The following is a 26,129-nucleotide window of genomic DNA, read 5'->3' on the forward strand; positions in this document are numbered from 1 at the left end:
AAATAAAAAACGCTTGTGTGCGGCCTCCGCGTGCCGTGTCGGAAAATCGTTCCTGCCCTGAATAGCGGCAAAAGCCGTTCCATCCCCCGGTCCTTATGGCCCGGATAATGAATCGCTATGTGTCGCACCCTTGCCAAGGCAGGGGTGAAGGGGCATTTTACGGGTCGAACGGGCGTCGTTTTCGCCCTGACCAAGGAGAGAAAATATGCAAGATCATAATTACGGTCCCCAGACCGTAGCCCTGCACGCGGGCCACACCCCGGACCAGACCGGCGCCCGCGCCGTGCCCATATACCAGACCACGGCCTACCTGTTCCGCGACACCAGGCATGCGGCCGACCTATTTGCCCTCAAGGAGCCGGGCTATATTTATACCCGGCTGAACAATCCGACCACGGATGTGCTCGAAAAACGGCTGGCCGCCCTGCACGGCGGAGCCGGGGCCGTCGCCACGGCCAGCGGCATGGCCGCCATCTTCTACGCGGTCACGACCATCGTGTCCGCCGGGCAGAACCTCGTCACCGGTTCCAACCTGTACGGCGGGACCCAGACCCTGTTCGAGCATACCCTCAAGCGGTTCGGCATCGAGGCGCGCTTCGTGGATTCGAGCGATCCGGCCAATTTCGCGGCGGCCATCGACGAGAACACTCGGCTGGTCTATTCCGAGGCCATAGGCAATCCGTGCTGCAACGTGGACGACCTGTTGGGCATTGCCAAGGTGGCCCACGACCACGGGCTGCCGTTCATCCTCGACTCCACCGTGGCTCCGCCGCCCATCTTCAATCCCTTCGACTTCGGTTGCGACCTCGCGGTCTACTCCCTGACCAAGATCGTGGGCGGCCATGGCACGGCATTGGGGGGCGCCATCGTGGAGAAGGGCGACTTCGACTGGGCGGCAGGGGGCAGATTCCCCGAGTTGACCGAGCCGGACTCGACCTATCACAACATGAACTTGTGGGAGGCCCTGGGCGGTTCCTCGGGCCAGCCGTGTCCGGTGTTCACTGCCAAGGTTCGCATCGGCATGTTACGCGACACCGGCGCGACCATCGCCCCGCAGAACGCTTTTCTGATCCTACAGGGCATGGAGACTTTGCCCCTGCGCGCCCGCCAGCACTGCGAGAACGCCCGCAAGGTGGCGGAGTTCCTGGAAGGGCACTATGCGGTGGAGTGGGTCAACTATGCCGGGCTGCCGAGCCATCCCGACTTCGACCGGGCCAAAAACACCTTCCCCATGGGGCCGGGCGCGGTCTTCGGCTTCGGGGTCAAAGGCGGGCTGGAGGCGGGCCGCAAGTTCATCGAGTCCGTGGAGCTCTGCTCGCATCTGGCCAACATCCTGGACGCCAAGACCCTGGTCATCCACCCGGCCTCCACCACCCACGGCCAGTCCACCCCCGAGGAGCAGACGGCCGCGGGCGTTCCCTTGGACCTGGTGCGCATCTCCGTGGGCCTGGAGGACGCGGACGATATCATCGACGACCTGGACCGGGCGTTGTCGCTGTCGCAGCGGTAGGGGCGGCGCCGAATCCTGCGCAGGGTGGTTTTGCCTCTTGATATAGGTTTAATGGTTGTGTACCTTGGTGCATCTTTAATTCCGCATCAAGGTACACAATCATGTCCCGCTTATCCCTCGCCGCCCTGTTCCTGTCCCTCATTCCCTTCCTGTATATCGGCTGCGCGCCGGTAACCGCCCGGCCGGACGTTGATCCCGATCTGACGGCCAAGGAGGCCTCCATTCAAAAACGGATGGCCGTCGAGGGCCGCATGCAGAAGTTCTGGCGGCTCAGCGAGGTCTCCCTGCCCGTGCTGGCGCACGGCGTCGGCTTGTGCGGAGACCGGGTGACCTACTACCTGGGCATGGACACCAATTCCATCGACAACGTGCCCAAGGAGTGGCGGCAGGCGTACAAGGACGCCCTGGGCCTGGACGAGCGCGTCAAGGTGACTCGGGTGTTCGCACATACTCCGGCCGCTGACGCTGGGTTCCGTGCCGGCGACGTCATTCTGATGATCAACGGGGAGAAGGTGGAGGCCGGGGACGATGCCTATGAGGAATTCAGCAGCCAGCTTCAGGAGCAGCTCGATACGGGAGAGACCGTATCCTTCTGGATCGAGCGGGACGGAGCCCCCATGACCCTTAACGCCATCCCGGCCAAACGGTGCGATTACGCCGTCCTCATGTCCGATGACACCGTAGTCAATGCCTACGCCGACGGGGATTCCGTGGTCGTGACCAAGGGCATGATGGGGTATGTCGAAAGCGACGATGAGTTGGCGCTGGTGGTCGGGCACGAGATGGGCCACAACGTAATGGGCCACATCTCCAAGAAGACGGGCAACCGCTTCATCGGTGCGGTGCTGGACGGCCTGCTCGCGGGGGTCACGGGCGTTTACACCAACAATTTCGCCAATGCCGCCGGGATGCTGTACAGCCAGGAGTTTGAGCAGGAGGCGGACTACATGGGCGTGTATTTCATGGAGCGGGCCGGGTTCGATTCCACCGGAGCCCCGAATTTCTGGCGACGCATGGGGGCCGACAATCCTTACGCGATCAGCCACGCCACCACGCACCCTACATCGGCCTACCGGTATCTCTTCCTGGAGCAATGTTCCAAGGAAGTGAAGGGAAAAGAGAGGGAGGGCAAGGAGTTGCTCCCCAATCTTGAAGAGTTGCACGCCGCCTCGAAATAAGGAAAAGGCCCGCTTCAAGCGGGCCTTTTCCTCTCCTCCGGCAACGAAATTAGAAGAGAATCTTCTCGGGCGGCCTGCGTTCCGGGACCACTTGCTTTTCGATGGTGCCGTCGTTGAACTCCTTGCTGACGTACAGGGCGCAGAAGCAGGCGCCGTATTCCTGGACGTCCGCCTCGCGGTAGACGCAGGGGCATAGGATGTCCTTGTCCGCTTCGTATTCGCCGTTCGCCAGCCGACAGGGACAGGCCATGTAGCCGAAGCGTTCCTTGTTGGTCAGCAGGCTTTCCAGCAGGGGCATGGTCATGTCCATGTCCTTGTTGAAATAGTACCCCTTGGGCTCCTGGACCTTTTTCAGCATTTCATAGAGCTGCTTGGCGTCCATATGGGCTAATCCTCCTTGAGGGCTTCGTCGATCTGGTCCTTGTGGAAGCCGACGATGACCTTGTCCTTGATGACGATGGTCGGGAAGGAAACCGCGGGATTGCGCTCCTTGACCTCCTGGACGATCTTTTTGCGCTCGTCGCCGGTCAGTTCGTCCACGTGGACGCATTCGTATTTCACACCGCATTCGTCCAGATATTTCTTGGCATTCCTGCAATGGATGCAGGTAGATAGAGCATAGACTTTGATGTCGTTCATATGAAACGCCTCCATGTCAAACGGTTTGGCGGGTGCATCGGTTTCGGGCATTCCGTCAGGGGTTTTTCCAAAAACTTTCTTCAATGACTTAAACATATCGCATCACCTGCTCAGCGTCAGTTCCAGTTTGCGGACTATCAGGGAGCACAAGAACGTGAGCGCGAAATACATGGCCAGGACCAGTATCCAGATCTCGAAACTCCTATACGTGGTCGTCATGAGTTGCTGGGCCTGAAACGTCAGCTCTTCGATGGAGATGACGGAAACGATGGCCGAGTCCTTGATTATAGATATAAACTGTCCGGCCAGAGCTGGCAACATCCGCTGCAGGGCCTGGGGCAGAATGACGTAGAGCAGGGTCTGGAAGCGGGTCATGCCGGTCCCCGCGGAGGCCTCCCATTGGCCGGACTCCACGGAGTCGATGCCCGCGCGGACGATCTCCGCGATGTAGGCCGCCTCGAACAGGGCCAGGGTGATCAGAGCGGACAGGAACCGGGGGAATCGGTTCATGGGGCCGAAGAACCAGCTCAGGACCTCACGGGCTCCGTCGGACAGCCCGTAGATGACATGCTCCACGCCGAGCAGGGACATAATCTGGTCGCCGATGAAAAAATAGAAGATGAAGATGAGCACCAGCGGCGGGGTGTTGCGGATGAGCCCCACGTAAACCGCGCCCACCTGGCGCTTGAACAGGCTCGGGCTGACCCGGAGCAGCCCGATGAAGACGCCGAGGATGACAGCCAGGATGCCGGACCAGACGGACAGGCGGATGGTGGTGAACAGCCCGAGCGTCAGCAGGCCGGGGGCCCACGACCCGCTCTTCGCGTCGAAGCGCACCAGGAATTGCGGGATGACCGCCCAGTTCCAGTGGTAGTTGAGCCCGGTGGCGGCCTCGAAAATAATGTAGCCGAAGGCCCCTGCCAGAGCCGCCAGGATGGCGGCGTCCAGCAGGGTGATCTTCAGGCGCTTTTCGGTTGTCGGAGACAAGAACTCGGCTCGGCTATTGAATCTGATTTTCCCAGTCGTTGGTGAAGAACCAGTATTCGTACCGATTCTGCAGCCAGCCCTTGCTCATGGTCACCCGGACCCAGTTGTTCAGCCAGTTCAGGAAGTCGAGGTCGCCCTTTTTGACGGCAAAGGCGATGGGCTCCTTGGTGAAGTCGTCCTTGAGTGGCAGGTAGAGTTGGTCCGCGTACTCTTTGGACAGGTTGAGCGGCAACGGGTTGGAGGCGACCACGGCGTGCACGCGCGCGTTGAGCAGTTCCTGGATGGTCTGGGATTCCTCGTCGAAGAAGAGAATTTTGGCCTTGGGCAGGAAGTTCTTGGCCGCCTCGGCCGCAGTGGTGCCCAGGCGCACGGCGATGGTCGTGGCCGGGTTGTTGAAGTCGTCTATGGAGGAGCGTCCCCCGGCGAGCTTCTTGCTGGCCACGATGGACATGCCCGAGTACTCGTAGGGCAGGGAGAAGTTCACCTTGAGGTTGCGCTGGGGCGTCACGGACATGCCGCCGATGATGATGTCGAACTTGCCGGTCAGCAGGGCCGGGATGATGCCGGACCACTTGGTGGGCACGAATTCGACCTTGACCCCCATGTCCTTGGCCATCTGGCGGGCCACCTCGATCTCGAAGCCGATGTATTCACCGTTTTTGTCCTTCATGGCCCAGGGCTTGAAGGTGTCGAAGCCGACCCGGATGGTGCCGCGCTTGAGAATGACGTCGAGCTGGCTGCCGGATTCCGGGGTTGCGGCGGTCGCGGCCGGTGCGTTCTTGTCCGTTTTCTGTTGGATGGGTTCCTGGCTGCACCCGAAAGCGGATGCGAGCAGGATGAAAAGTGTGGTGATGGCCAGGATGCGAAGGCGTTTCATGGGGCTTCTCCTTGGTCGGCGTCTTAAGCCGGGTCAAAGGGTTATTTGCAGGATTCCTGGGCAAAGGTGACGTGCGATACGCCGAGAATGGCGATCACGATCACGCCGCCGATCTTCGTAGCTCTCCAAATGGTCATGTGAGCTCCTTTGCGGTTTAGGCCTTGAGGCCGTTGAACTGTCGCTCCAGCAACCAGACCACCCCGGACAGGGCCAGGGTGACCACGAGGTAGATGGCGGCGACGGTGAACCATATCTCGAAAGTCAGAAATGTTTCCGCATCGATCATGCGCCCGCGCTGGGTCAGATCAAGGATGGCGATGGTCGAGACCAGGGCCGAGTCCTTGATCAGGGAGACGGCCTGGCTGGTCAGGGGCGGCAGGACGCGGCGTACGGCCTGGGGCAGAATGATGTGCCGGTACATGGCGTAGGGTCCCATGCCGAGACTCATTGCGGCCTCCCACTGGCCCTTGTCGATGGAGGTGATGCCCGCCCGGAATATCTCCGAGGCGTAGGCCCCTTCGAACAGGCTCAGCGCGATGACCGCCGAGCGGAAGGCGGAGATGTCCAGGATGGGGGCAATGACGAAGTAGATGAAGAATATCTGAATGAGCAGGGGGGTGTTGCGGATCAGCTCCATGTATCCCCTGGCCACGCCCTGGGCCGCCCAGGAGTTCGACATGCGCATCAGCGCGGTGGTCAGGCCGATGACCAGCATGAGGACCAGGCTGATGCCCGTGATCCGGAAGGTCACCCCAAGGCCCTCCATGAGCGGCCCCCAGGTGAAGCCCTTGTCCGTGACCGTCCAGAGGTATTGCGGTATGCGGTACCACTGCCAGTTGTAGCCCAGCCGTTGGGAACCCAAGACGAGCAGCCAGACGATGCCGGTCATGAGCAGCAGAGTCTTGGCCGTGTCCGCCAAGGCGGCGAGTGACAGGGGCCCGATTTTTTTGTTCAGGAATTCAGCCGACATGCGGTCCCGGTGGTTGGTTGGCGAAAAAGGAACAACCGCCATTCTGGTTGCACCATAGCATAAAGCCCGGAAGTTTCCAGGAACGATTATGCAAAAAAAGGCCGGGTACGGATCAGGCCGCGCCGGTCCCGTGGGCTTCGATGACGGCCTTGATGTGCTCGAAGACTTCGTCGGGCGTGCCCGAGGCGTCGATCACGCGCATGCGTTCCCGGTTGAAGGCGGCCCAGGTCAGGTAGCCCTCCCGGATGCGCTTGTGGAAGGAGAGGTGTTCGGCCTCGAACCGTCCTTCCTCCTTGGCCTTGCCGTCCTCGATGTTGCGCAGGGTGGCCCGCTTCAGGCCGACCTCCGGGTCGATGTCCAGGACGATGGTCAGGTCGGGCCACTGGCCGTCCACGGCCACCTCGTTGAGTTCCCGGAGCATGACGGTGTCCAGGCCGCGCCCGTATCCCTGGTAGACGATGGTCGAGTCCGCGAACCGGTCGCAGAGCACTACCTTGCCCGCTTCGAGCTCCGGCCGGATGACCTGGCCCACGTGCTGGGCGCGGTCGGCCAGGTAGAGAAACAGCTCGGTGATGGGCGTGATCTCCTTGTTGTCCACGTGCAGGAGCATCTTGCGCAGGTCCCGGCCGATGCGGCTGCCGCCCGGTTCCAGGGTCTGGAAGACCTCCCGGCCCCGGGCTTCGAAATAGTCCCTGACCCTGGCGATCTGGGTGGATTTGCCGGTCCCCTCTATGCCTTCAAAGGTAATAAACATTGGTTCTCCGCTTTCGCGTTTTGCTTTTTGGCGTTGTCGGGGGTGGGCTCGGGCCGGAACACGTTGCGTTCGAGGAAGCGCATGTAGGGCGACCAGTCGGCCCCGCTCTTGTCCATGTCGGCGTAGGCCTGGTCGATGATGTTCAGCTTGGCGTCCATGTTGTCCGCGAAGTGCAGGACGAACGCCTCCGGGGTCTTGGGCCGTATGGGGGAACCGAACTCGTGCTCGCCGTGGTGGCTGGTGATCAAGTGCTTGAGGTGCAGCTTGAGGCCCGCTTCCAGGCGCGGGCTGCGGGCCAGGAACGGCTCCAGCTTTTCCATGCCGATCTGGATGTGGCCGAAGAGCCGTCCCTCGTCGGTGTAGTCGTTGGCCAGGCCGCCGGACAGCTCCCACGCCTTGCCCAGATCGTGGAAAATGGCTCCGGCCAGCAGGGTCTGGCGGTCGAGGTTCGGGTAGACGTCGCACAGGGCCATGCACGCCCGGGCCACACCGAGCGTGTGTTCGAGCAGACCGCCCACGTAGGCGTGGTGCACGGTCTTGGCGCCGGGAGCTGTCAGCAGCCTGGCGCGGATGTCCTCGTTGCCCAGCACCTTGCGGCAGAAGGTCTTCCACGGCTTGTGGCGCATGTGCTCGGTGACCATGTCCTCCAGGGCCTCCATCAACTCCTCGGGCGGAGTTTTGGAAGCGGGCATGAAGTCCGAAAGGTCTATGCCCTGCGTGTTGGCGTCGAGCACGTCCATGTGGTCCACCTTGAGCTGATTCTTGTCGCGGTAGCTCTCCACGAAGCCCCGGACGCGGACCATGCTGCCAGGCTCCAGGGTGGGGTACTCCAGGCTCTTCGGGCTCCATATCTTGCCGTCGATGGACCCCGTTGCGTCCTGGAACGAGAGGTTCCAGTAGGGTCCGTTCTTGGATTGGGCCTGGTTGGCCCCGGCCAGGATAAAGAGGTCGTCCACGGTTTGGCCCGGAGAAAGAGACTGGATATATTGCGACTTTTTGCCCACTGATCTTGCCATTGGTGAGATGTTGAGGTACCTCGCCCATACGCGTATCACTACAGTATGTGCGAAAAACGGACCGGCGCGGAGTTGCGCGGCCCGCTCAGGGTTATGAACCTGATTTCACACGTATTGTCAAATCCTAGCTTGCAAGCGGAGACTCCATGAACATTCTGCTCGCCAACGACGACGGCATCCAGGCCATCGGCCTGCGCGCCCTGTATTTCGCCCTCAAGGAGGCCGGCCACGACGTGCACGTGGTCGCCCCGGTCACGGAACAGTCGGCCGTGGGACACGCCGTGACCCTGGCCCTGCCCATTCGGGTCAAGCTGTTCAAGGAGAACGGCTTCGTGGGGCAGGGCGTCTACGGCACGCCCGTGGACTGCGTCAAGCTCGGCCTGTCCACGCTGCTCGACGAGAAGCCCGACCTGGTCCTTTCCGGGATCAACGCGGGGGCCAACGTGGGCGTGGACATCCTCTATTCCGGAACGGTGTCCGCAGCCACCGAGGGCGCGCTCATGGAGATCCCGTCCATGGCCGTGTCCATGGACAACTTCAACCCCGAGGACCTGAGTGGACAGGCCCGTTTCTGCGCCGAGTTGCTGCCAAAGATTCCGTGGACGGAGCTGCCGCGCAAGCGCGTGCTCAATCTCAATTTCCCCAACTGCCCCATCGGGGAGGCCAAGGAATTGGTCCTCTGCCCGCACACCCGGGCGTCCTACGACGACGTCTACGACACCCGCCAGGACCCGCGCGGCAGGCCGTATTACTGGCTCAGCGGGGCCATCCCCCCTGGCCGCATCAGCCCGGACCGCGACCGCGCGCTGCTGACCGCAGGGCACATCACCCTGACCCCGCTGCATTTCGATTTCACGGACCGTGAGACCCTGGATAGGCTCAGGCATACGATTTCGTGAACCCCGTTGACGTAAAATCATCGGCACAGTATGGTTGTTGCCCGATAAACCCGTACGAGAGACAAATCGCATACCCACAGGAGGACCCGGCATGGCGACGAAAATAGGTTTGAACGGATTTGGACGCATCGGCCGTTATCTGGCCCGGCTGCTGGCGGAGGAAACCGACCTGGAACTGGTGGCCGTCAACGCGCGCGCCTCGAACGAAGACCTCGCCCACCTGCTGAAATACGACTCCGTGCACGGCCGTTTCCCGGACGTGCAGCCCACCGAGGACGGATTCGTCATGGCCGGCAAGCCGGTCAAGGTGACCCGCAAGGCTCCCGGCGAATGGACCTGGGGCGAGATGGGCTGTGACCTTGTCATCGAGTCCACCGGCAAGTTCACCGATCGCGAGAGCTGCGAGAAGCACCTCGCCTGCGGCGCCAAGAAGGTGATCATTTCCGCGCCCGGCAAGAATTCGGACGTGACCGTGGTCATCGGCGTCAACGACGGTGAGCTCAAGCCCGAGCACAACATCATTTCCAACGCCTCCTGCACGACCAACTGCCTGGCTCCCGTGGCCAAGGTCATCCACGACACCTTCGGCATCAAGCACGGCATCATGACTACCGTGCACTCCTACACCATGAGCCAGCGCATCCTGGACGGCTCCCACAAGGACCTGCGCCGGGCCCGCGCCTGCGCCGTGAACATGGTGCCCACGACCACCGGGGCGGCCAAGGCCGTCGGCCTGGTCATCCCCGAACTGAACGGCCTGCTGGACGGCATGTCCATCCGTGTGCCCACCCCCAACGTCTCGCTTATCGATCTGGTCTGCGAGCTGAAGCGGGAGACCACGGTGGAAGAGGTCAACGCGGCCCTCAAGGCGGCGGCCAACGATTCCATGGGCTACACCGAGGAACCGCTGGTCTCCGTGGACTTCATGGGTTCCACCTTCGGCGGCGTAGTCGACAGCGCCCTGACCCGCGTCATGGGCGGCACCCAGGTCAAGGTCATCGCCTGGTACGATAATGAGGCTGGTTTTACGAATCAGCTCCTGCGCCTGATTAAGAAGGCTGCGGCGATGTAGAGCGGCTTCCGATAGCGGGCCATCTGCACATTTTTTCCGGCGGGCTTTCATCCTCATGTAGAAGGCTACACTGCGGTGAAAGCCCACCGGAAGAAAATGCACAGCTGACCCACTCTCGAAAGCCTATTCCGAGAGTGGATTGGCGGCAGAAGAGAGAGCCGCTGTCGGGTGGCTGCGCCACCCGAATCGCTCCAAAGAGAAGAAATGAAGGCCCCCGGCTCAATAGAGAGCCGGGGGCTTTTCGTTGCTCTCGCACCCCGCGAAGCGGCGATAAAAAGCTTTGGAAAAGGATGGGGATGGGGGTCCGGGGGAAGGGGGAGGCTATTCGGCCTGCGTCATTTCGTCCTTGAAGAGCTTGTAGTTGATGGCGTCGACCACGGCCTGCCAGGAGGCCTCGATGATGTTGTGGGACACGCCCATGGTGGTCCAGCGGTCGGTTCCGTCGCCGGATTCGACCAGGACGCGGACGAAGGAGGCAGTGCCGCCGGTATCGCGCACCGCGCCGGACAGGACGCGGACCTTGAAGTCGAGCAGACGGATCTCGCCCAGCCGGGGGTAGAACCGTTCCAGTCCCTTGCGCAGGGCCTGGTCCAGGGCGTTGACCGGGCCCATGCCGGTGGCCGCGGTGTGTTCCTGCTGGCCCTTGACGTCCACGATGACCGTGGCTTCGGACATGGGTTCCGGGTCTTCCTCGCGCTTGGCGTCGACCACGAAGAAGTGGCGGAAGTGGAAGTAGTCGAGCGGCTTGCCCAGAGCCTCGCGGAGCATGAGTTCGAAGGAAGCGTCGGCCACGGAGTATTCGAAGCCCATGGATTCCTTGATTTTGAGCTCCTTGAGCAGGCGGTCCACGGTGGGGTCGTCCTTGGCCAACTCGTAGCCCAGTTCGCGGGCCTTGAACAGGATGTTGGACTTGCCCGCCTGGTCCGAGAGGAGCACGCGCCGTTCATTGCCCACGGTCTCGGGCGGGATGTGCTCGTAGGTCCGCGCGTCCTTGAGGATGGCGCTGACGTGGATGCCGCCCTTGTGGGCAAAGGCCGACGCGCCCACGAAGGGCTGGCGCATGAACGGGCGCAGGTTGGCTATTTCACTGACGAAGTTGGAGACGGGCTGGAGTCGGGCCAGATTGTCCCTGCCGATGACCTCAAGGCCCATCTTGAGTTCCAGGTTGGGAATGACCGAGCAGAGGTTGGCGTTGCCGCACCGCTCGCCGTAGCCGTTGACCGTGCCCTGGACCTGGACAGCGCCGAGGCGGACCGCTTCCAGGGAATTGGCCACGGCCAATTCGGAGTCATTGTGGGCGTGGATGCCCAGGCTGGCTTCGGGGAGCAGCTTGCGGACCTCGGCCACGGCCTGGCCGATCTCGTGGGTCAGGGAGCCGCCGTTGGTGTCGCAGAGAACGAGGCGGTCGGCCCCGGCCTGGAGCGCGGCGGTCAGGGCCTTGATGGCGTACTCGGGGTTGCGCTTGAATCCGTCGAAGAAGTGTTCGGCGTCGAAGATGACCTCGTCAACCCGCGCCTTGAGGTAGGCCACGGAGTTGGCGATGAGCTCGAGGTTGCGCTCGAGCGGAACGCCCAGGGCCACGGTGGCGTGGATGTCCCAGGTCTTGCCGAAGATGGTCACCACCGGGGTCTCGGCCTCGAGCAGCCCGGCCAGGTTCGGGTCCTTCTCGGGCGTGAACTTGGCCATGTGCGTGGAGCCGAAGGCGGCCAGCTTGGCTTTATTGAAGGTGCAGGATTTTATTTCGTCGAAAAATTTCCTGTCGGTCGGATTGGAGCCGGGCCAGCCGCCCTCGATGTAGTGAATGCCCAGGTCGTCCAGCTTCTGCGCTATGCGGACCTTGTCCTGGGTGGTCAGGTTCAGTTCTTCGGCTTGGGCTCCATCTCTCAGGGTCGTGTCGTATATGGTGATGTTTTGCATCGGCTACTCGATGTGTTTGCCTTCCTCCAAGTTGAAGGCTTTGTGGAGTGTGCGTACGGCCAGTTCGGTGTACTTGTCGTCGATCAAGCAGGTGATCTTGATCTCCGAGGTGCTGATCATCAGGATGTTCACGTTCTCATCGGCAAGCGCCCGGAAGGCCTTGGAGGCCACACCGGAATGGTTACGCATGCCGACGCCGATAATCGACACCTTGGCGACGTTGAGGTTGCTGGATAGCTCTTCGTAGCCGATTTCGTATTTGAGCTTTTCCAGGGTCTTGATGGTCTGCTTCACGTCGGAGCGGGGCACAGTGAAGGTCATGTCGGTCAGACCGTCCTTGGACGGGTTCTGGACGATCATGTCCACGAGAATCTTCTTCTCGGCCAGGGGGGAGAAAATCTGGGCGGACACGCCGGGGTTGTCCTGGACGTGTATCAGCGTGATGCGAGCCTGATCCTTGTCGTAAGCGATTCCCGAGACCATGACGGCTTCCATGTTTTCATCCTCCTGCGTGACTATGGTGCCCGGCTCGTCGGAAAAAGTGGAGCGGACATGAACGGTTACATTGTATTTTTTGGCGAATTCGACGCTGCGGATCTGGAGCACCTTGGCTCCCATGCTGGCCATTTCGAGCATCTCGTCATAGGAGACGCGGTCGATCTTGCGGGCGTCGGAACAGAGGTTCGGGTCCGTGGTGAACACGCCCGGAACGTCGGTGTAGATTTCGCAGATATCGGCCTTGATGGCCGCGGCCAGGGCTACGGCCGAGGTGTCTGAGCCGCCGCGCCCCAGGGTGGTGATGCGGCCGCTGTCGTCGCAGCCTTGGAAGCCGGCCACCACGAGGATGTCGTATTCCTGGAGCATAGCTTTCAGCCGGGATTCGTCGATGGCGGTGATGCGGGCCTTGCCGTAGCAGCAGTCGGTTTTGACCGGGGCCTGGAAGCCGAGCACGGAGCGGCATTTGACGCCCTGCTGTTTGAGCAGCATGGCGAAGAGCGCACAGGAAATCTGTTCGCCGGTGGAGACAAGGGAATCCACTTCGGCGGGGTCGGGATTGTCCGACCACTCCTCGGCCAGTCCTAATAGTCGGTTGGTCTCGCCGGACATGGCCGACAGGACCACGATGACCTTGTTACCCTCACGGTAGGGGCGCAGGACTTTCTGCATGACCTGGCGTTGGCATTCCAGGTTGCGGACCGATGTGCCTCCGAACTTTTGTACGACGATGTTCATTTTTTCGATTCTGCTCTCTAGAAACGGTTGTCACTTGGGCCGCAGGGCGTCGACGACGTCCCGCGCCGCACCTCCCATCGCATGCAATACGAGGCTTCGTCCAGTGTCCGACGGGCTCCATTCCAGAAAAAGGGCCTGGTCCGGCCACATTTCCCTGGGCAGGAACTGTATCCATTCCACGATGGTGATCGTGTCCGGGTCCTCGAGGGAGTCGAACAGGGCGTCGTCCGGGGGCATGCCTTCGAGCCGGTAGAGGTCGAAGTGCGCCACCCCGGGCGTGGTCGGATACAGGTTGCAGATGTTGAAGCTCGGGCTCGAGACCTCCGCCGCCTCCGCGCCGGGCAGGGATTCCACGAAACCCCTGACCAACGTGGTTTTGCCCGATCCAAGGTCGCCTTGCAAGAGCAAAGCCGGGGGGGCGTCCATTCGGGACAGCAAGGACGCCAGTGCGCGGCCCAGGGCCACGGTGGCGTCGCTGTCGGGAAGGTACAGTGTCAGGCTCACGTTCCGGGACCGGTCCCTAGCCCTTAAGCAGGGTCTTGAGCACGTCTTCCTTGCCGACCACACCGACCAGCTTGCCGTCCTCGACCACGGGCAGGGTGTACAGTTTCTCATTGGCCATCATGGTGGCCACGTCCTCGATGGTGGTGTCCGGGTGCACGAAGGTCGGGGCCGGGGTCATGGCGTCGCCTACCTTGAGAGCCGCGATCTTGGTCATCTCGCGCTCCAGTTGGTCGTGGGAGGAGAGGGGGAAGACCCCATCCAGCAGCGTGAAGAAGGAGGGCAGGGTGACCTTCTTCTGCTGGGCCACCAGGTCGGACTGGCAGAGCACGCCGACCACCTGGTCGCCGTCCAGCACGGGCGCGCCGTTTATCTTCTTGTCCAGAAGGATCGTGGCTGCGGCGGTGATGTCGGTGTCCGGGGTCAGGGTGATGCAGTCGGTGGTCATGATGTCTTTGGCTGTCAGCATGTTTCAAGCTCCTTGGTGAAGGCTGCCGCCGCGTGGGGCAGCATGTTGGCGATTTCGGACGCGAGGTTGCCGCGTGCGGGAAATTCGTGGTTGAGGGCACGCCCGGCCAGTCCGTGCCAGAAGACGCCGGTGCAGGCCGCATGCAGGGGCGAGAGCCCCCCGGCCAGGAGTGCGCCGACCAAGCCGGACAGGACGTCGCCGGAACCGCCCACGGACAGGTTGGGCTCGGCAAAGGGAGACACGCAGGTCGTATCCGGGTCGGCCACCAGGGTGCCCGCGCCCTTGAGGACCAGGGTGGCGCCGCAGGCGGCCAGGAAACTGTCCACCGCACCCTGCCGGTCGGCCTGGACTTCGGCGGTCGAAATCCCGAGCAGCCTGGCCATCTCGCCCGGATGGGGCGTGAGCACGGCCTGTTCGGGCAATGTCTCCAGGCGCTCGGGGAAGGCGGCCAGGGCATAGAGCGCGTCCGCGTCCAGGACCATCGGCAGCTCGCAGGAGGCGATCAGGTCCAGGGCAAAGGCCATGGCTTCGGGCGCGCGCCCCAGGCCGGGGCCGAGGACCACGGCGTCGAAGCGATGGAGTTCCGCCTTGGCCTCGGCGGCCATGTCTTGGGTCCAGGCCGTGCCCGCCCCCAGCGGCAGAGTCATGATGTCCGGCGAGCCCGCCTTGACGGCGTCGGCCAGTCCGGCGGGGCAGGCCACGGTGGCCAGCCCGGCCCCGCTGCGCAGGGCGGCCAGTCCGGCCAGGTGCGGTGCGCCGGTCAGGCCGAAGCTGCCGCCGACCACCAGGACGTGCCCGGCGCTGCCCTTGTGCATGTCGCGGGCGGGCGCGGGCAGGGCCTCCATGACGGCCCCGGTAATGAGATGGTGGCGGACGGGGTTGTCGGCCTGGACCTTGAGCGGGATGCCGATGGGGCAGACGTGCAGCGCGCCGGTGTAGGGCATGGCCTCGGGCATGACCAGGCCGAGCTTGGGCGATTGGAAGGTGGCCGTGGCGTCGGCCATGACCGCCTCGGGCTGGGCGCGGCCGGTCAGCCCGTTCAGCCCCGAGGGGATGTCCACGGCCAGGACGAAGGCCCGTTCGCCCAGCCTGTTGACGGCCCGCACCAGGCGTAAAATGTCTTCGCGCAGGTTACCCTGGAAGCCGGTGCCGAGCAGGCCGTCCACAATGATGTCGGGTTGGGGCAGTCCGTCGAGGTTCACCCCGGCCAGGTGGACCAGCGGGACGCCGAGCTTCTGCGTCCACAGGAGGTTGGATCGGGTCTCGCCGCGGTACCCTTTCTTGGGGCGGGTGTGGAAGACCGTAACCTCGGCGCCGAGGTCGGCCAGGGCGCGGGCCATGGCAAAGACGTCGCCGCCGTTGTTGCCGGACCCGGCGAAGCAGTAGACGGCTGCGCCGTCCACGTCGCCGTATTCCTCAAGCAGGACGTTGACGGCCTCGCGTGAGGCCGATTCCATGAGGGTGACGCCGGGAATGCCGACGGTGTGGATGGTTTCCCTGTCCCACACGGCCATTTCGGCGGGGGTCGGAAGGGGCAGCAGCATAAGCTCTCCTGGACTTGGGGGTTGTCTATCCTTCCAATATCACGGTGGCGGCAGCAGTGTCACGGGAATGGGTCATGGACACGTGTGCGGCGGTCACGCCCATCCGCTCGCACCGGGCAAGCCCTTCGCCGAGGAAGGCTATCTCCGGCTTGCCATCCTCGTTGTGGAGGACCTCGATGCACTTGAAGTGCACGCCCTTGGCGAATCCGGTGCCGAGCGCCTTGACCGCCGCCTCCTTGCAGGCGAACAGGGCGGCCAGCCTCGGCACGGGGTTGTGCTTGGGGAGTTGCGCGCACTCGCGCTCCGTGAGGATTCTTCGGGCGAACCGTTGGCCATACTGTTTCCAGAGGGCCCGGATGCGGTCCAGCTCCGTCAGGTCGATACCCGTTCCCTTGATCATGCCGCTGTGTCCCGTCCGGCTAGTCCGCGAAGGACCGGACCAGTTCGGCCATGTCCCGGACCGCCCGGTCCAGGCCCACGTAGATGGCCCGGGCCATGATGGCGTGCCCGATGGAATATTCGCTGATGCCGGGCACGTCCTTGAAGTTGAGGATGTTGCGGTAGTTCAGGCCGTGGCCGAGGTTGACCTTGAGGCCGATGTCTCCGGCCAGGGCGATGGACTTGAGGATCTTTTCGAGCTCCACCTTGCGCTCTTTGAAGCCCTTGGCGTCGGCGTAGTGCCCGGTGTGGATCTCGATGAACTCCGTGCCTGTGGCCACGGCCGCCTCGATCTGCTTGGGGTCGGCGTCGATGAACAGGCTGGAGCGGATGCCCTTTTCCCGGATGGGGGCCAGGAAGTCCTTGAGCTCGGCCTCGCGGCCGATGCAGTTCAAGCCGCCTTCGGTGGTCAGCTCCTGCCGTTTCTCCGGCACCAGACAGACCATTTCGGGTTCGATGTCCAAGGCGATTCCCTGCATCTCGCCCGTGGCGGCCATTTCCAGGTGCAGCCGGGTGTTGCAGGTCTGCTTGATCAGCGCCACGTCCCGGTCCTGGATGTGGCGGCGGTCTTCGCGAAGATGGACGATAATGCCGGTGGCCCCGGCCATTTCCGCCATGTAGGCGGCGGTCACGGGTTCGGGTTCGATGCCCATTCTAGCCTGGCGCAGGGTGGCGACATGATCGACGTTGACGACGAGTACCGGCATTGTTTCATCCTCCGAGTGCGTAATTGCGTAATATCCTCATTGATTATGATACCTGGGGCGGAATGGCAATAGTCTCGTCGTTCAAGTGACGTTTTGTATTCATAATTGACGCGCATGCGCGTACAGGGTATCCGCATGACCTGTTGGTAAACTAGACATTCAATCTGGAGCAACGCCTTATGAACGTATGCATCGTCGGCACCGGCTACGTGGGACTGGTTTCCGCGGCCTGTTTTGCCGAAATGGGAAACGATATCTATTGCGTGGACGTCAACCCCAAGGTCGTGAAGATCTTGGAGAGCGGCAAGGTCCATATCTTCGAGCCGGGCCTGGAAGACCTGGTCAAACGGAACACCGAACAGGGGCGCCTGCACTTCACCACCGACCTGGGCGAGGGCCTGAATGAGGCCGAGGTGGTCTTCATCACCGTGGGCACCCCGCAGCGCGAGGACGGCTCATGCGACCTCAAGTACGTGGACGCCGTGGCCGCCGAGATCGGTCAGAAGATGACCACGCCCAAGATCGTGGTGGACAAGTCCACCGTACCCGTGGGCACCGCCGACCGGGTGCGCGGGATCATTGCGGCCGAACTGGCAAAGCGCGGCGAGACCATCCATTTCGACGTGGTCTCCAACCCCGAGTTCCTCAAGGAGGGCGACGCGGTCAACGACTTCATGAAGCCGGACCGGGTCATTGTGGGCACGGGCGACGAGAAATCGGCCACGACCATCAAGGCCCTGTACGCCCCGTTCGCCCGCAGCCGCGAGAAGCTTATCGTCATGGGCGTGCGCTCGGCCGAGATGACCAAGTACGCGGCCAACTGCATGCTGGCCACCAAGATCTCCTTCATCAACGAAGTGGCCAACATCTGCGAGCGGGTCGGGGCGGACGTCTCCGAGGTCCGCGCGGGCATCGGCTCTGATTCGCGCATCGGCTACTCCTTCATCTACCCCGGCGCGGGCTACGGCGGGTCCTGCTTCCCCAAGGACGTCAAAGCCCTCATCGACACGGCCTCCGATCACGGCTACGACGCCAAGCTCATCCGCTCCGTGGACGAGGTCAACAACGTCCAGAAGCTCGTCCTGGCCGAGAAGATCAAGGCCTACTTCGCGTCCCAGGGCGGTGTCGCGGGCCGGACCCTGGCCCTGTGGGGCATCGCCTTCAAGGCCAACACCGACGACATCCGCGAGGCTTCTGCCATCGAGATCATAAAGGAATTGACCGGCCTGGGCATGAAGGTCCGGGCCTTCGACCCGGTGGCCAACACCCGCGCACGCGAGGAGGTCGGCCACCTGGAGAACCTTGAGATCATGGACAGCCAGTACGACGTGCTGGAAGGGGCGGACGCCCTGGCCGTGGTCACGGACTGGAACCAGTTCCGCAACCCCGATTTCGATCGCATCAAGCGCGCCCTGACCGCGCCGCTGGTCTTTGACGGCCGCAACCTGTACCTGCCCGAACGCATGGGCAAGGCCGGGTTCGCCTACTTCTCCATCGGCCGTACCCCGGTGGAGTAGGGGGCCGTTTGCAAGCATGAAAAAAACTCCCCGTCTCGGCTGAGGCGGGGAGTTTTTTTGGGTTGGTGTCGAAAACGGTCAGAAGCGGCCCTTGGAGCAGGTCCGGTACTGTAGTTCCTGGAGGATGACCCGTTCGTATTCGGGATTGTATTCCAGGTCGGTCTGCTCGGCCTGATCCAGCATTCTGGCAAGTTGTTGCGTTTCCTCCCAGAAGTCGAGGAGTTCGTCGTCGGCCAGGCTCTTGACCTGGGCCTCCAGGGTGTCGTGGTCATTGAAATTGGCGTACTGACCCATGCGATATGGCCTGCCTCTTTTCCAAAAGGTGATAAAAATCAAACATATAGGTACGAAGTGGGACCTACGTTAGCCCTTTATCTCATGAGCGTCAACAATACTTTGCGGCCGGAGCTTGAAAAAAAGCACAACGAAGCCTTTTCATTGGTGAAAAAGAGAGGACGGGCGAAGCGGGCCGTACCCGGCGGTCGCGGGCGGCTTCTTTCCAACGATTTCGACCGGCTGGATATTCTCATTGACAAAAAAGGGCGGGGTTGACAGATTCGGACCTTGTAAAACGGGACGCGTTACCGGACGCATCCGGTCATCCTAGATGGGGTAGCCATGAGAACGGAAGTTGGAGACATCATCGACGTCGAAGAGGGCGAAGTCGATCAGGAACTGACCCAGTTGGTGACCTTCAGCATCGGCGACGAGGAATTCGGGGTCAACATTCTCCAGGTCCAGGAGATCATCCGGACCATGGAGATCACCAACGTTCCGCGTGCCCCCGAGTTCGTCGAGGGCGTCATCAACTTGCGCGGCAAGGTTATTCCCATCGTGGACATGCGCCGCCGCTTCGGGCTCCGGTCCAAGGAGCACGACAAGTACACGCGGATCATCGTCATCGAGATCGACATGATCATCGTCGGTTTCGTGGTCGATTCCGTGTCCGAGGTCCTGCGCATCCCGGCCAGCTCCGTGCAGCCGCCGCCGCCCGTGGTGGCCGGCATGGACTCCGACTACATCGACGGTGTGGGCAAGCTTGAAGACCGCCTGCTGATCCTGCTCGACCTGGACTCGCTCCTGGACAACGAGGAAAAGGAAGCCCTGGGCACCGTCTAGGTCCGATAGATTCTTGGTGACAAGCCGTCCTGGTCCCGTTAGGGGAAGAGGCGGCTTTTCTGTGTGACCCGTGCGAGGCCGAGAAACCCTTTTTATAGCGAATCCATGCCAGCCACATATCCCAAGGACATAGCCGACTTCATGAAGGGGGCCGTTGATTCGGTCCGCATATTCAAGAGCGGGCCGGCCTCCCAGGCCTTGTTGGCCGGTTCTCTGCTGGCCGGCGGATCCGACGTGGTCCTCGTGGTGCCGGGCGTGGCCGAGTTCCGGGAGATGCAGGCCCTGCTGACCCTGTTGTCGCGCGGCGGCCGGGGCGGACCGGCCCAGCCCGCCTGGGAGCGGGAGTGGGTTTTCCTGCCGCCATACCATTCGCGCACGCCCGAGCCGCAGGGCTGGAGCGAGCGGTGGGCCGCCCTGTACGGGCTGGTCTATCGGGACGGTCCGCGCGGCGTGCTCATGACCGCCGACAACCTTTTGCCGCACTGGCCCGACGAGACGGTCCTGCGCGAAAACTGGGCCACCTTGGCCAAGGGCGAGGAGATGTCCCCGGACATCCTCCTGGAGCAGCTCGTCTCCTGGGGATACGTCCGCCGCAAGCTCGTTTCCGACCCCGGCGACATGGCCATGCGCGGCGACATCCTGGACATTCATGCGCCGGGCTACGAACTGCCGCTGCGCCTGGAATTCTTCGGTGACGTTCTCGAGGAGATCCGGCTGTTCGACCCGGCCTCCCAGCGTTCCAAGGCGGACCTGGCCGAGGCCGTGCTCCTGCCCGTGGCGCCGGGCATCACCACGCCGGACCGGGGCTTCCGCGCCCGCGACCAGTGGGAGAAGCTGCGCAGGACGGGCGAGATCACGGCCGCCCAGGAACAGGCCCTGTCCGAACGGCTGGACGCCAACGACGGGTTTGTCTGGCCCGGTCTCTACTACGACGCGCCCGTGGGGCTTGAAGACTATCTGCCCGGCAACGCGGCTTGGCTGCTCTCCTCGGGCGGGACCCTGCGGGCTCGGCTCGAAGACCGTGAGCAGGCATGGCGCGATTATCTGAAGGACGAGGAGCGCGACAAGGGCGTCAGCCTGCCCCGGCGGTTCATCATCCGCTCCCACGACGTGGCCCGCCAGGCGTGGAGTTCCGCCCGCCAACTGGTCTTCGAGGAGTTGACCATCGGTCGGGAGAAGAACGGCATCGACCTGCCCGAGACCCCGTACAGCGATTTCACGGACATCTTCTGGCGGCCCGAGTCCATCAGGCGGCCGTGGGCGGCCCTCATGGCCGGGCTCAAGGAGTGGCAGAGTGCGGGCGAGACCACCATCCTGAGTTTCCGTACCCAACGCTCGCGGACCAAGTTCCTGAATCTGGCCGAGCAGGAGAGCCTGCCCATCACCCTGGAATACGTGCCGGACCGCCAGGGGCTCTATGCCCTGGTCTCGCCCCTGCGCAAGGGCATGGACATCGGCTGGAGCCGGACCCGCATCCTGGGCGAGGAGGTCATCCAGCCCCAGGCGCCCAGGGGCCAGGCCGGGCGGGACAAGGCCTTCAAGGGGCTTGAGCGGTACGACGACCTGTCCGAGGGCGACCTGCTGGTCCACCGGGACTACGGCCTGTCCCAGTTCGGCGGCCTGCACCACATGGCCATCGGCGAGGGGGCCAACGACTACCTGCTTCTGTATTTTTCCGGCGAGGACAAGCTCTACCTGCCCGTTGACCGGCTCAACCTGGTCCAGCGCTTCAAGGGGCCCGAGGGGGCCAAGCAGCCGTCCCTGGACAAGCTCGGCGGCTCGCGCTGGGCCAAGACCACGGCCAAGGTCCGCAAGGCCATCGAGAAGATCGCCCACGAGTTGGTGGAGATGTACGCCTTCCGCCGGGTGGCCAAGGGATTCGGCTACGGCCCCTTGGACGAGATGTACGCCGAGTTCGAGGCCACCTTCGGCTTCGAGGAGACCCCGGACCAGGAAAAGGCCGTGAACGACGTGTTCCGGGACATGGAGAAGCCCGAGCCCATGGACCGGCTTGTCTGCGGCGACGTGGGCTTCGGCAAGACCGAGGTGGCCCTGCGCGCGGCTTTCCGCGCGGCGCTGGAAGGCCGCCAGACGGCCCTGCTGTGCCCGACCACGGTGCTCGCGGAACAGCATTATCAGACCTTCACCAAGCGCATGGAAGGATTCCCGGTGCGTGTGGGCCTGCTCAGCCGGTTCGTCACGGCCAAGCGACAGAAGACCGTGCTCGAGGCCGCCGCCCGTGGCGAGATAGACATCCTCATCGGTACGCACCGTATCCTGTCCAAGGACGTGGAGTTGCCCAACCTCGGCCTGCTCATCCTCGACGAGGAGCAACGGTTCGGGGTCAAGCACAAGGAAAAACTCAAGCATTTCCGGCAGAACATCGACGTTCTGACCCTGACGGCCACACCCATCCCCCGGACCCTGCAACTGTCGCTTTCGGGCATCCGCGGCCTGTCGGTCATCGAGACTCCGCCCGTGGACCGCAAGCCCGTGGAAACGGGCATCATGGAACGTGACGAGCTGGAGCTCAAGGCGGTCCTGCGCCGGGAGCTGGACCGGGGCGGCCAGGTGTACTGGGTGTACAACCGGGTCAACGGCCTGGAGCGGGTGGCCGAGTACGTGCGCGGCCTGGTCCCTGACGCCAAGGTGGGCATGGCCCACGGCCGGATGAGCGAGAAGGGGCTGGAGGACGCCATGCGCGGCTTCTGGCACGGGGAGCTGGACGTGCTCGTGTGCACCTCCATCGTCGAGTCCGGCCTGGATTTCCCCAACGCCAACACTCTGGTCGTGGATCAGGCCCAGCTTTTCGGCCTGGGCCAGCTCTACCAGCTACGCGGCAGGGTGGGACGCAGCGAGCGGCAGGCCTATGCGTATTTCGTGGTCCCGTCCATCAAGGATATTTCCGAAATCGTCCGCAAACGCTTGCGCATCATTCTGGACATGGATTATCTGGGGGCTGGATTCAAGGTGGCCATGGAGGACTTGCGCCTTCGCGGCGCAGGCAATATCCTGGGTGAAGCCCAGTCCGGGCAGATCGCCAAGGTCGGGCTTGAACTTTTTCTCGAAATGCTTGAGGAGGAGGTCGCCAGGCTGCGCGGCGAGGAGCACGCCGGGGCGTCGGACACGGAACTCAATTTCGTGTTCGAGGCGCATATCCCCGGCGGGTACATCCCGGACTCGCGGGAACGGCTGCGCTACTACCGGGCCCTTTCCTCGGCCGCAACCGACATGGAACTGCGCGAATACGAGGCGGAAATTCGCGACCGTTTCGGCCCGCTGCCCGAGCCGCTGGACGCCTTCTTCGGCGTCCTGCGCATCAAGCGGACCCTGTCCCGGCTCCAGGCGGCCAGGGCCGAGCTCTATCCGGGCCGGGCGGTCATAACCTGGAAGGACAACGCCATAGCGGTCAACCCCGAAAAACTGATCCACTGGGTTAATGAAAGGGGGGAGGCGGCCCGGCTCATTCCTCCGGCCAAGTTGGAAATCCGATACGACGACGCGCATTCCATGCGGGAGGCGCTGGAATCCACCGCCGCGGACCTCGAAGGCATGCTTGATGCCGAAACCGTGCCGCCGGACGGCCGATAACGAGTGAATATGAAACGTCACATAGCGATAATCTTTATTTTGGCGGCCCTGCTGGCCGGATGCTCCGGGGACACGGACGACATCGGCATCGTGGCCCGGGTCAACGGCGCGCCCATCTATCTGAGCCAACTGGAGTTCCAGCACGATCAGTTCCAGGAGGACAGCGTCGGGGCCTATGTCCCCAGCGTGGCCAAGCTGCGCAAGGAGTACGGCGAGATCCTGTCGGACCTCATCGTCCAGGAGTTGGTGGTCCAGGAGCTGGCCCGCCGCGACCTGTCCGTGACCGACGAGGAGTTGCGCAAGGCCGAGAACACGGTGCGCGCCGACTACCCCGAGGGGGCCTTTGAACAGGTCCTGGTGGAGGAGTACATCGATCTCAAGTCCTGGCGGCGGCAACTGCGCTACTACCTGGCCCAGAAGAAGTTTTTCCAGCAGGTCCTCAGGCCGCAGATCAAGATCGACTACAAGGAAGCCGAGAAATACTACCGCGACCACATCTCAGATTTTTATCTGCCCGAGAGCCTGCGCATCCTGGTGGTGCGCGGCCCGAGCCGGGAGCTGGTGGTCAAGGCGGTGGAGAAATATCAGAAGGACCACGACCAGATGAACCTGGCTACCGCGTTCGGCGAGGTCGAGACCCGGGAGGTGGTGGTCCGCGAAGGGCGGCTGTCCGCCCCCTGGCGCAACGCCCTGACCGGGCTCAAGCCGGGCCAGGCCAGCGACGTGCTGACCGACCGCTTCGGCTTCGAGGCCCTGGTCCTGCTCGAACGCAGCGAGGCCAAGGTCCTGCCTCCGGCCCAGGCCTACCCCCTGGTGGAGGAGGCCCTGCTCGAGAAGAAGATGGAGAGCGCCTTCGAAACGTGGCTCTCCGGTGTCCTGGCCAAGGCGGATATCCAGGTCAGCGAGCATCTCCTGGAGTCCGCCTCGAAAGCCGGGGAAGGGGATGGGACCGGACCGGACGCCGCCGTTGCGGAGCCGGACGGTTCGGCCGCGGACGAGGATATGCAACCGGCCCTGCCCCAGGACATGTCTCCGGACGAAGGAAATGGGCAGGAACCGTCCGACGAGGCCATCCCCATGGACCAGATCGGCACCGATACGGGCATCTGATCGGCCCGTTCGTTGCATAGTCCGCACAAAACGACTAGAATCCGACAACAATTCGGGGGGAGATAGGGAATGAGCCTCCCGATTCCAAGGAGTGAATGCGTGGTAAAAGTCTTTTCCTTGCTCTTGGGAGCCATGCTCTTGATATGTTCCGTGACGGCACAGGCCGAGGATAAGGTCGTGGACCGCATCCTGGTCAAGGTCAACGACTCCATCGTCACCCAGTATGATCTGGACCAGGCGATGAAGCCCGTCTACGACAAGATCAAGGACCGCAAGCTCAGCGCCAGGGAGCAGGCCCAGGTGCGGCAACTGCGCAGCCAGGCTATAAGCAAGCTCGTCAACGACATCCTCATCCAGCAGGAGATCAAGCGGTTCTCCATCGATATCTCCGAAGAGAACATGGACAAGGAGATCGAGCGGGTCCGCAACGAGCGCGGCCTGACCCTGGAAGAGTTCGAGAAGGTGGTGGCCAAGGACGGCCTGACCATGGAGGAGTTCCGGGCCAGGCTCAAGAAACTGCTCGAAAAGCAGGAGCTCATCGGCCACATGGTCAACAGCAAGGTCGTGGTCACGGACTCGGAGATCCAGGATGAGTACAACGCCCGGAAGGACGACTATTCCATGGGCAAGATGGTCGAGCTGGCCATCATTCTCCTGCCGCCCGAGGTCTCCCCGGTGGAGGTCCGCGAGCGGATCACCAGCGGCGAGATGACCTTTGCCGATGCGGTGGCCAAGTACAGCGTCGGACCGGGCAAGGATTCGGGCGGGTCCATCGGCGAGTTGAACTGGGACGACCTGGCCGACGAGTGGAAGAGTTCTCTCGACGGCGTGGCGCAGGGCGGCGTGAGTTCGCCGTTGACCATCCAGGGCCATCAGGCGTTGCTTTCGCCGATCAAGATCAATGACGACCGCATGGTCCCGCTTGAGGATGTTCGGGACGACATCTACAAGGAATTGATGGAGAAGAAGCGGGAAACGGTGTTTACGGACTATTTCGAGAAATTGAAGAAGAGCGCGGTCATCATCTACATGGACGACTCGCTCAAGCCCGATAATGGAGTAACCCAATGACATTTCAGGAACTCGGCGAGACGCTGCAGCGTGAACGGGAGGCCAAGGGGCTGACCATCAAGGCGGTCATGGAGGCCACCAAGATCAGCCGTGTCATCCTCCTCGCCCTGGAGAGCGGCGACCGTTCGGCCCTGCCTCACCCGGTGTACACCAAGGGGTTCGTCAAGAGCTATGCCCGCCTGCTCGGCCTCGACCCGGATGAGTTGTCCATGGTCGTGGACCGCGAATACCAGATGGAGCAGCCCGATGCCGGGGATCTTTCCTACGACGTGGCGCCCAACGCGGAGAAGGCCTTCCAGGACAACGACATGGGCTCGGCACGCCGCAGGCGGTCCGTGTGGCCCACCATCCTCATCGTCCTGGCCCTGGCCGGTGCGGCCGTGATTCTGGTGCTCAACCTGAACAAGGCCAAGCTGCCCGGCTCCTCGGCACCCGCGTCCGTTCCGGCCGAGCAGTCCGTGGAGCCCGCGGAGCCGGCTCCGGCGGCCCCCGAGGCGGTGGCTCCCGAGGCCGCACCCTCCGAGGACCAGGCCGCTCCCGAAGTCGTACCAGCCGAAGAGCAGGGGGGCCTGGAGGAGACGGGCCAGGCGCCCGCGGCCGAACCCGCTCCGGCCGAGCCTGCGCCCGCGCCCGCCGAGGCCGCGCCCGCGCAGGAGAAGGCAGCCGCATCCGTTCCGGTCCCCGCCCCGGCCGAGGCCGTGGACGAGGAGGCCGCCATCACCCAGGAAGGCGCGCCCACCGAACCGAAATACGACCACGTGGTGATCATCCGCGCCACCACCAACAAGGGCTGCTGGATCGGCGTCTGGCGCGGCGAGGAGACCAAGATGGCCCGCGACTTCGTCCTGCGCAAGGGCGAGCCCCTGCGGCTGATGTTCAACAGCCCCCGCCGTATCCGCATCGGCAACGTCTCCGGGGTGACCGTGACCTACAACGGCAAGCCCTATGCCCTGGACGCCACCAAGGGCAACATCCAGACCCTCACCTTCGGCATGTAACCGGGCCTTCAC

Annotated in this window: 26 protein-coding genes; 11 read left to right on the forward strand and 15 right to left on the reverse strand. The window is 63.1% G+C overall.

The window, feature by feature from the left end; all coding sequences use genetic code 11:
• Nucleotides 1-205 precede the first annotated feature (205 nt).
• Both V8V93_RS11035 and V8V93_RS11040 read left to right on the forward strand, forming a co-directional pair.
• Nucleotides 206-1,510, forward strand: a complete 1,305-nt coding sequence (locus tag V8V93_RS11035) for an O-acetylhomoserine aminocarboxypropyltransferase/cysteine synthase family protein (RefSeq protein WP_338666724.1) — start codon at nt 206-208, stop codon at nt 1,508-1,510.
• Between the two features lie 101 nt (nt 1,511-1,611).
• Complete coding sequence (locus tag V8V93_RS11040; RefSeq protein ID WP_338666725.1) at nt 1,612-2,688, forward strand: M48 family metallopeptidase; 1,077 nt, start codon at nt 1,612-1,614, stop codon at nt 2,686-2,688.
• Between the two features lie 49 nt (nt 2,689-2,737).
• On the opposite strand, the gene V8V93_RS11045 is transcribed toward V8V93_RS11040, so the two are convergent.
• From V8V93_RS11045 to V8V93_RS11075, 7 genes are all read right to left on the reverse strand, one after another.
• Complete coding sequence (locus tag V8V93_RS11045; RefSeq protein WP_338666726.1) at nt 2,738-3,070, reverse strand: ferredoxin-thioredoxin reductase catalytic domain-containing protein; 333 nt, start codon at nt 3,068-3,070, stop codon at nt 2,738-2,740.
• Between the two features lie 5 nt (nt 3,071-3,075).
• The gene (locus tag V8V93_RS11050) at nt 3,076-3,327 is read right to left on the reverse strand and encodes a glutaredoxin family protein (protein ID WP_338666727.1); all 252 of its coding nucleotides are present in this window, start codon (nt 3,325-3,327) and stop codon (nt 3,076-3,078) included.
• Between the two features lie 102 nt (nt 3,328-3,429).
• Nucleotides 3,430-4,314, reverse strand: coding sequence for an amino acid ABC transporter permease (locus tag V8V93_RS11055; protein WP_338666728.1), 885 nt, complete (start codon nt 4,312-4,314; stop codon nt 3,430-3,432).
• A gap of 13 nt (nt 4,315-4,327) precedes the next feature.
• Nucleotides 4,328-5,191 carry a transporter substrate-binding domain-containing protein gene (locus V8V93_RS11060; RefSeq protein WP_338666729.1) on the reverse strand — a complete coding sequence of 288 codons (864 nt, stop codon included), beginning with the start codon at nt 5,189-5,191 and terminating at the stop codon, nt 4,328-4,330.
• Between the two features lie 154 nt (nt 5,192-5,345).
• Nucleotides 5,346-6,161 (reverse strand): amino acid ABC transporter permease, encoded by an 816-nt coding sequence (locus V8V93_RS11065; protein ID WP_338666730.1) that lies wholly within the window; start codon nt 6,159-6,161, stop codon nt 5,346-5,348.
• Between the two features lie 112 nt (nt 6,162-6,273).
• On the reverse strand, nt 6,274-6,915 hold the full coding sequence (gene tmk / locus V8V93_RS11070) for a dTMP kinase (protein WP_338666731.1): 642 nt from the start codon (nt 6,913-6,915) through the stop codon (nt 6,274-6,276).
• A complete protein-coding gene (locus V8V93_RS11075; RefSeq protein WP_338666732.1) occupies nt 6,891-7,931 on the reverse strand; it encodes a 3'-5' exoribonuclease YhaM family protein in 1,041 nt (346 codons plus the stop codon). The genes tmk and V8V93_RS11075 overlap by 25 nt, the downstream gene beginning before the upstream one ends.
• A gap of 146 nt (nt 7,932-8,077) precedes the next feature.
• Between V8V93_RS11075 and surE the strand changes: the two genes are divergently transcribed.
• The gene (gene surE, locus V8V93_RS11080) at nt 8,078-8,830 is read left to right on the forward strand and encodes a 5'/3'-nucleotidase SurE (RefSeq protein WP_338666733.1); all 753 of its coding nucleotides are present in this window, start codon (nt 8,078-8,080) and stop codon (nt 8,828-8,830) included.
• Nucleotides 8,831-8,921: 91 nt separating this feature from the next.
• Nucleotides 8,922-9,902 (forward strand): type I glyceraldehyde-3-phosphate dehydrogenase, encoded by a 981-nt coding sequence (gap, locus tag V8V93_RS11085; protein WP_338666734.1) that lies wholly within the window; start codon nt 8,922-8,924, stop codon nt 9,900-9,902.
• Between the two features lie 321 nt (nt 9,903-10,223).
• On the opposite strand, the gene cimA is transcribed toward gap, so the two are convergent.
• From cimA to V8V93_RS11120, 7 genes are read right to left on the reverse strand one after another with little or no spacing between them, the layout of a single operon-like run.
• The gene (gene cimA, locus V8V93_RS11090) at nt 10,224-11,819 is read right to left on the reverse strand and encodes a citramalate synthase (RefSeq protein ID WP_338666735.1); all 1,596 of its coding nucleotides are present in this window, start codon (nt 11,817-11,819) and stop codon (nt 10,224-10,226) included.
• Between the two features lie 3 nt (nt 11,820-11,822).
• Complete coding sequence (locus tag V8V93_RS11095; protein WP_338666736.1) at nt 11,823-13,052, reverse strand: aspartate kinase; 1,230 nt, start codon at nt 13,050-13,052, stop codon at nt 11,823-11,825.
• Between the two features lie 30 nt (nt 13,053-13,082).
• Nucleotides 13,083-13,556, reverse strand: a complete 474-nt coding sequence (gene tsaE, locus V8V93_RS11100; protein WP_338666737.1) for a tRNA (adenosine(37)-N6)-threonylcarbamoyltransferase complex ATPase subunit type 1 TsaE — start codon at nt 13,554-13,556, stop codon at nt 13,083-13,085.
• Between the two features lie 16 nt (nt 13,557-13,572).
• Nucleotides 13,573-14,022 (reverse strand): CBS domain-containing protein, encoded by a 450-nt coding sequence (locus V8V93_RS11105; protein ID WP_338666738.1) that lies wholly within the window; start codon nt 14,020-14,022, stop codon nt 13,573-13,575.
• Nucleotides 14,016-15,566, reverse strand: a complete 1,551-nt coding sequence (locus V8V93_RS11110) for an NAD(P)H-hydrate dehydratase (RefSeq protein WP_338666739.1) — start codon at nt 15,564-15,566, stop codon at nt 14,016-14,018. The genes V8V93_RS11105 and V8V93_RS11110 overlap by 7 nt, the downstream gene beginning before the upstream one ends.
• A gap of 25 nt (nt 15,567-15,591) precedes the next feature.
• On the reverse strand, nt 15,592-15,966 hold the full coding sequence (locus tag V8V93_RS11115; RefSeq protein WP_338666740.1) for a holo-[acyl-carrier-protein] synthase: 375 nt from the start codon (nt 15,964-15,966) through the stop codon (nt 15,592-15,594).
• Nucleotides 15,967-15,985: 19 nt separating this feature from the next.
• Nucleotides 15,986-16,711, reverse strand: coding sequence for a pyridoxine 5'-phosphate synthase (locus V8V93_RS11120; RefSeq protein WP_338666741.1), 726 nt, complete (start codon nt 16,709-16,711; stop codon nt 15,986-15,988).
• A gap of 179 nt (nt 16,712-16,890) precedes the next feature.
• Between V8V93_RS11120 and V8V93_RS11125 the strand changes: the two genes are divergently transcribed.
• The gene (locus V8V93_RS11125; RefSeq protein WP_338666742.1) at nt 16,891-18,228 is read left to right on the forward strand and encodes a UDP-glucose dehydrogenase family protein; all 1,338 of its coding nucleotides are present in this window, start codon (nt 16,891-16,893) and stop codon (nt 18,226-18,228) included.
• 78 nt (nt 18,229-18,306) lie between these two features.
• Here V8V93_RS11125 and V8V93_RS11130 read toward each other — a convergent pair whose 3' ends face one another.
• Nucleotides 18,307-18,522: a hypothetical protein gene (locus V8V93_RS11130; RefSeq protein WP_338666743.1), complete on the reverse strand. Its 216-nt coding sequence runs from the start codon at nt 18,520-18,522 to the stop codon at nt 18,307-18,309.
• A gap of 84 nt (nt 18,523-18,606) precedes the next feature.
• Between V8V93_RS11130 and V8V93_RS11135 the strand changes: the two genes are divergently transcribed.
• The 6 genes from V8V93_RS11135 (at nt 18,607) to V8V93_RS11160 (ending at nt 26,117) form a co-directional block, all read left to right on the forward strand.
• Nucleotides 18,607-18,780: a hypothetical protein gene (locus V8V93_RS11135; RefSeq protein WP_338666744.1), complete on the forward strand. Its 174-nt coding sequence runs from the start codon at nt 18,607-18,609 to the stop codon at nt 18,778-18,780.
• Nucleotides 18,781-18,846: 66 nt separating this feature from the next.
• A complete protein-coding gene (locus V8V93_RS11140) occupies nt 18,847-19,347 on the forward strand; it encodes a chemotaxis protein CheW (protein ID WP_338666745.1) in 501 nt (166 codons plus the stop codon).
• Nucleotides 19,348-19,452: 105 nt separating this feature from the next.
• Nucleotides 19,453-22,938: a transcription-repair coupling factor gene (gene mfd, locus V8V93_RS11145; RefSeq protein WP_338666746.1), complete on the forward strand. Its 3,486-nt coding sequence runs from the start codon at nt 19,453-19,455 to the stop codon at nt 22,936-22,938.
• A 9-nt stretch (nt 22,939-22,947) separates the two neighbouring features.
• Nucleotides 22,948-24,048 carry a peptidylprolyl isomerase gene (locus V8V93_RS11150; protein ID WP_338666747.1) on the forward strand — a complete coding sequence of 367 codons (1,101 nt, stop codon included), beginning with the start codon at nt 22,948-22,950 and terminating at the stop codon, nt 24,046-24,048.
• A gap of 132 nt (nt 24,049-24,180) precedes the next feature.
• Nucleotides 24,181-25,119, forward strand: a complete 939-nt coding sequence (locus tag V8V93_RS11155) for a SurA N-terminal domain-containing protein (RefSeq protein WP_338666748.1) — start codon at nt 24,181-24,183, stop codon at nt 25,117-25,119.
• Nucleotides 25,116-26,117 (forward strand): helix-turn-helix domain-containing protein, encoded by a 1,002-nt coding sequence (locus V8V93_RS11160; RefSeq protein WP_338666749.1) that lies wholly within the window; start codon nt 25,116-25,118, stop codon nt 26,115-26,117. The genes V8V93_RS11155 and V8V93_RS11160 overlap by 4 nt, the downstream gene beginning before the upstream one ends.
• Nucleotides 26,118-26,129: the final 12 nt, after the last annotated feature.

This window comes from Pseudodesulfovibrio sp. 5S69 (assembly GCF_037094465.1).
Lineage (GTDB): Bacteria > Desulfobacterota > Desulfovibrionia > Desulfovibrionales > Desulfovibrionaceae > Pseudodesulfovibrio > Pseudodesulfovibrio methanolicus.

Bases quoted from the DNA above. Each gene is read 5' to 3' on its own strand.
- mfd (WP_338666746.1), top strand. From the start codon at position 19,453: ATGCCAGCCACATATCCCAAGGACATAGCCGACTTCATGAAGGGGGCC.
- V8V93_RS11160 (WP_338666749.1), top strand. From the start codon at position 25,116: ATGACATTTCAGGAACTCGGCGAGACGCTGCAGCGTGAACGGGAGGCC.
- surE (WP_338666733.1), top strand. From the start codon at position 8,078: ATGAACATTCTGCTCGCCAACGACGACGGCATCCAGGCCATCGGCCTG.
- V8V93_RS11050 (WP_338666727.1), bottom strand. From the start codon at position 3,327: ATGAACGACATCAAAGTCTATGCTCTATCTACCTGCATCCATTGCAGG.
- V8V93_RS11105 (WP_338666738.1), bottom strand. From the start codon at position 14,022: ATGCTGACAGCCAAAGACATCATGACCACCGACTGCATCACCCTGACC.
- V8V93_RS11115 (WP_338666740.1), bottom strand. From the start codon at position 15,966: ATGATCAAGGGAACGGGTATCGACCTGACGGAGCTGGACCGCATCCGG.
- V8V93_RS11035 (WP_338666724.1), top strand. From the start codon at position 206: ATGCAAGATCATAATTACGGTCCCCAGACCGTAGCCCTGCACGCGGGC.
- V8V93_RS11135 (WP_338666744.1), top strand. From the start codon at position 18,607: ATGAGCGTCAACAATACTTTGCGGCCGGAGCTTGAAAAAAAGCACAAC.
- V8V93_RS11045 (WP_338666726.1), bottom strand. From the start codon at position 3,070: ATGGACGCCAAGCAGCTCTATGAAATGCTGAAAAAGGTCCAGGAGCCC.
- V8V93_RS11075 (WP_338666732.1), bottom strand. From the start codon at position 7,931: ATGGCAAGATCAGTGGGCAAAAAGTCGCAATATATCCAGTCTCTTTCT.
- V8V93_RS11130 (WP_338666743.1), bottom strand. From the start codon at position 18,522: ATGGGTCAGTACGCCAATTTCAATGACCACGACACCCTGGAGGCCCAG.
- V8V93_RS11120 (WP_338666741.1), bottom strand. From the start codon at position 16,711: ATGCCGGTACTCGTCGTCAACGTCGATCATGTCGCCACCCTGCGCCAG.
- V8V93_RS11040 (WP_338666725.1), top strand. From the start codon at position 1,612: ATGTCCCGCTTATCCCTCGCCGCCCTGTTCCTGTCCCTCATTCCCTTC.
- tmk (WP_338666731.1), bottom strand. From the start codon at position 6,915: ATGTTTATTACCTTTGAAGGCATAGAGGGGACCGGCAAATCCACCCAG.
- V8V93_RS11125 (WP_338666742.1), top strand. From the start codon at position 16,891: ATGAACGTATGCATCGTCGGCACCGGCTACGTGGGACTGGTTTCCGCG.
- V8V93_RS11095 (WP_338666736.1), bottom strand. From the start codon at position 13,052: ATGAACATCGTCGTACAAAAGTTCGGAGGCACATCGGTCCGCAACCTG.
- V8V93_RS11150 (WP_338666747.1), top strand. From the start codon at position 22,948: ATGAAACGTCACATAGCGATAATCTTTATTTTGGCGGCCCTGCTGGCC.
- V8V93_RS11155 (WP_338666748.1), top strand. From the start codon at position 24,181: ATGCTCTTGATATGTTCCGTGACGGCACAGGCCGAGGATAAGGTCGTG.
- V8V93_RS11060 (WP_338666729.1), bottom strand. From the start codon at position 5,191: ATGAAACGCCTTCGCATCCTGGCCATCACCACACTTTTCATCCTGCTC.
- V8V93_RS11110 (WP_338666739.1), bottom strand. From the start codon at position 15,566: ATGCTGCTGCCCCTTCCGACCCCCGCCGAAATGGCCGTGTGGGACAGG.
- V8V93_RS11065 (WP_338666730.1), bottom strand. From the start codon at position 6,161: ATGTCGGCTGAATTCCTGAACAAAAAAATCGGGCCCCTGTCACTCGCC.
- cimA (WP_338666735.1), bottom strand. From the start codon at position 11,819: ATGCAAAACATCACCATATACGACACGACCCTGAGAGATGGAGCCCAA.
- gap (WP_338666734.1), top strand. From the start codon at position 8,922: ATGGCGACGAAAATAGGTTTGAACGGATTTGGACGCATCGGCCGTTAT.
- V8V93_RS11140 (WP_338666745.1), top strand. From the start codon at position 18,847: ATGAGAACGGAAGTTGGAGACATCATCGACGTCGAAGAGGGCGAAGTC.